General features: G+C 72.5%; 4 protein-coding genes. All 4 read left to right on the top strand.

Features of this window, described 5'->3' with window-relative positions; translation table 11 throughout:
• Positions 1-452 (top strand): purine nucleoside phosphorylase YfiH/LACC1 family protein (locus HG543_RS52455; protein WP_169352489.1); only part of this gene is annotated, 452 nt, incomplete at its 5' end.
• Positions 453-536: 84 nt separating this feature from the next.
• Entirely contained in the window at positions 537-1373 is an 837-nt protein-coding gene (locus HG543_RS52460) for a tetratricopeptide repeat protein (RefSeq protein ID WP_169352490.1), read from the top strand.
• Between the two features lie 26 nt (positions 1374-1399).
• Complete coding sequence (locus tag HG543_RS52465) at positions 1400-2614, top strand: LysM peptidoglycan-binding domain-containing protein (protein WP_171818957.1); 1215 nt, start codon at positions 1400-1402, stop codon at positions 2612-2614.
• Between the two features lie 136 nt (positions 2615-2750).
• On the top strand, positions 2751-3482 hold a 732-nt coding region (locus tag HG543_RS52470; RefSeq protein WP_211194784.1), incomplete at its 3' end, for a DNA-processing protein DprA.

Genomic DNA, 3482 nt, shown 5'->3' on the forward strand with positions numbered 1-3482 from the left:
GGGTGGCGGTGGGCACGGCGGACTGCGTGCCGGTGCTGCTGGTGGACCCGGACGGCCGCCGGGTGGCGGCGGTGCACTCGGGCTGGCGGGGGACGGACGCGGACATCAGCGCGCGCGCGGTGGAGGCGCTGGTGGCGAAGGGGGCCCGGCCGGAGCGGCTGCTGGCCGCCGTGGGGCCCTCCATCCAGCGCTGCTGCTACGAGGTGTCCGGCGAATTGGCCCAGCGCTTCACGGGACGCTTCGGGGCGGAGGTGGTGGAGTCCTCGGGGGCGGGCGTGCGGCTGGACCTGACACGCGCGGTGCGCATGACGCTGGTGCGCGCGGGGCTGAAGCCGGCGCACGTGGACGTGCTACCGGCCTGTACCGCGTGTGAGCCTGCTCGCTTCTTCTCCCACCGCCGCGACGCGGGGCGCACCGGACGGCACCTCAACTACGTGGTACACCGCTTCTAGGCCTCCAGGGCGCGTCCGGCCGTTTTCTTGACGCTCTCCGACGGGCCTTCCTATCCTCGGGAAGACTTCCGTCCGAAGAGGCCCGTGCCCGCGCGCTCCGTCATCCTCCGTCTGCTCGCCGCCGCGCCGCTGTGCGTGCTGAGCGCTTGTGCCACCACCGCCCCCACGCAGGCGGATGTGGAGGCGCTGAAGGCCGAGCTGCGCGCGCTGCGCGCGTCCCAGACGCGGCTGGTGGAGCGGCTGGAGCGGCTGGAGGCGCATGACGCGGTGGCGCGGGTGAGCGCCGGAGGCGGCGCGAAGGCGGCGCCCGCCGCGAAGCCCGCCGAGGCCGGCGAGGCGCTGGGCGTCACCCCGGAGCTGGCGGTGGTGAAGCTCAAGCCCCGCTCGGAGCCCGCGCCGAAGCTGCCCACGCAGGTGCCCGTGGTGGAGCCGGACTCGGAGCAGGTGGAGATGTTCATCAGCAACGTGCCGGACTCCGTCCCGTCCTCCGGCGCGGCCACCGTGGTGGCCTCGCGCGACGAAGAGGCCGAGGCGCAGGACCCGGAGGTGCTGGAGGCCGAGTACGAGAAGGCCGTGTCGCTTCTGCGCACCGGCAACGTGGAGGGCGGCGTGGAGCGCCTGCGCCGCTTCGCCGAGGAGAACCCCCGCCACCCGCGCGCGGACAACGCGCTGTACTTCAGCGGGCTCGGGCTGGTGGGCCTCAATGAGTTCAAGGACGCCGCGAAGACGTTCGAGCGGCTCATCAAGACCTATCCCGCCGGGGATGCCATGCTGGACAGCATGCTCCGGCTCGCCGAGTGTCGGGTGCGGCTCAATCAGGCCGCGGATGCCCGGGCGCTCTACACCCGCGTCGTCACCCAGTTCCCGGGGACGGCCGCCGCCACGCAGGCGGAGCAGCGGCTCGCCGCGCTCCCGCAGTGATGCCTCTTTCGAAAGGACGTCGTCCGATGCGCTCCAGGATCCTCACTTCGCTGATGCTGAGCCTCGCCGTCGCGCCGGCCTGGAGCGCGCGCGCGCAGGAGGCCGAAGAGCAGGACACGGAAGCCGGCGGGGAGACCGAGGGCGCCGAGGTCATGGACGAGGTCCCCGAGGGCGCCACCCCCGGCGTCACCCGCGTGCCCCCGGGCGCGCCCCGCGGCCGCGACAGCGCCCCGGGCGAGGTCCACTCGGTGCAGGAGGGCGACACGCTCTGGGATTTGTCCCAGCGCTACCTGGGCAGCCCCTGGTACTGGCCGAAGGTCTGGTCCTACAACCCGGAGATCGCCAACCCGCATTGGATCTACCCGGGCAACCAGGTGCGCTTCTTCGCCGCTGGCGAGGAGGTGCCCGCCCGCGTGGACCCCGGCGACGCGGTGGCGGACACGGTTGACATGGAGTCCCCCACCGACCTGGGCGGCGCCGCGGTGGTGGTGACGGGGAAGATTGGCTACGACGCGTCCGCGGCGCGCCCCGTGACGACCCAGGGCTTCGTCACCCAGCGCGAGCTGGACGAGGCCGGCCGCATCGAGGGCTCGACCTCCGGCGCGCTGTTCCTGTCCTTCCCGGACAACGTCTACGTGCGCTTCAAGCGCAAGGGCAACGCCAAGGTGGGGGACCGGTACGTGGTCTTCCACACCACCCAGGAAATCAAGCACCCGGTGTCGAAGAAGAAGCTGGGCTACCTCACCGACTTCCTCGGCACGCTGCGCGTGGTGCGGGTGAGCGAGAACGTCGTCACCGCGCAGGTGGTGGACACCTGGGACGGCATGGAGCGTGGCGACCTGGTGGGCCCCGTCGGCGAGCGGCTCACCGAGCGCATCGCCCCGCGGCCCAACGCGAAGGAGGTGCAGGGCACCATCGTCACCGCCCTGGTGCCGTACCTCACGCAGATTGCCGAGCACCACACGGTGGTGGTGGACCGCGGCAGCGCGCAGGGCGTCCAGCTGGGCAACACCTTCACCCTGCTGCGCCGGTGGGACCCGGCGCTCCACGTGCTCGGCCAGGGTGACAGCGTGAAGCTGAGCGACCGCGAGAAGCGCTTCCCCTGGGAGGACATCGGCACCTGCATGGTGACCGAGGTGAAGGAGCGCACCTCCAACTGCCTCATCATCCGCACCCTGGAGGAGGTCATCCCCGGCGACCGCGCCATCATGCGCGTCTCCGAGCCCACCGCCAGCCGCTGAGCGGCGGCAGGAAATATGCATCCGCTCGGCCTCCGGAGGGGCTGAGTGCTTGACCGGTGGCGGTCCGGTGTCTATGTGTCGCGCCCCTCCTGGGGACCCGTCTTCTATATAGGTGGGAAACGGGCAGGGGACAGGAATGGCGGACGCTGAGACGGACAGCCTCACGGCGGAGCAGCAGGCATGCCTGGCGCTCTGGACCGTCCCCGGCCTGGGGCCGAGGACGCTGGCCTCCCTGCGTGCCTTCGCGGATGGAAGTCTCGCACCGCTGGCCTCCGTCCCTGTACGGGACTGGGTGTCCGACGCGCCGGTCTCCCCACAGGTACGCCGGCGGCTGGCCGAGGTGGAGCGGCTGCCACCCGTGGCGGAGCGGGTGCTGGAGGCCTGCTACCGGGCCCGTATGGGCGTGGCCTTCGCGGGGGAGCGGGCCTATCCGGACCGGCTGCGGGAGGTGTCGGACGCGCCGCCGCTGCTCTTCTACCGGGGCCGGCCGGGGATGCCCCGGCGCCGGGTGGCCATGGTGGGCAGCCGGCACCCGGACCAGGCCTTCCTGCCCTACGCGCGGGGCTTCGCCCGGAAGGTGGCGGAGTCCGGGGTGGGGGTGGTGTCCGGGGCCGCCGTGGGCGTGGACCAGGCGTGCCATGCGGGGGCGCTGGAGGCCGGCGGGGAGACGTGGGCGTTCCTCGGCTCCGCGCTGGATGCGTTGGACCCGGCGCAAGCCCGCCTGCTTCCTCGCTTTCTGGAGGGGGACGGCGTGTTCTTCAGTGAGCTGCCGCCCGGGGTCCGGGCAAGCACCTCCACCTTTCCGCGCCGCAACCGACTCATTTCCGGCGCATCGGACGTGGTCCTGGTGATGAGGGCGGGTGTGGGG

The organism is Pyxidicoccus fallax (assembly GCF_012933655.1).
GTDB lineage: Bacteria > Myxococcota > Myxococcia > Myxococcales > Myxococcaceae > Myxococcus > Myxococcus fallax.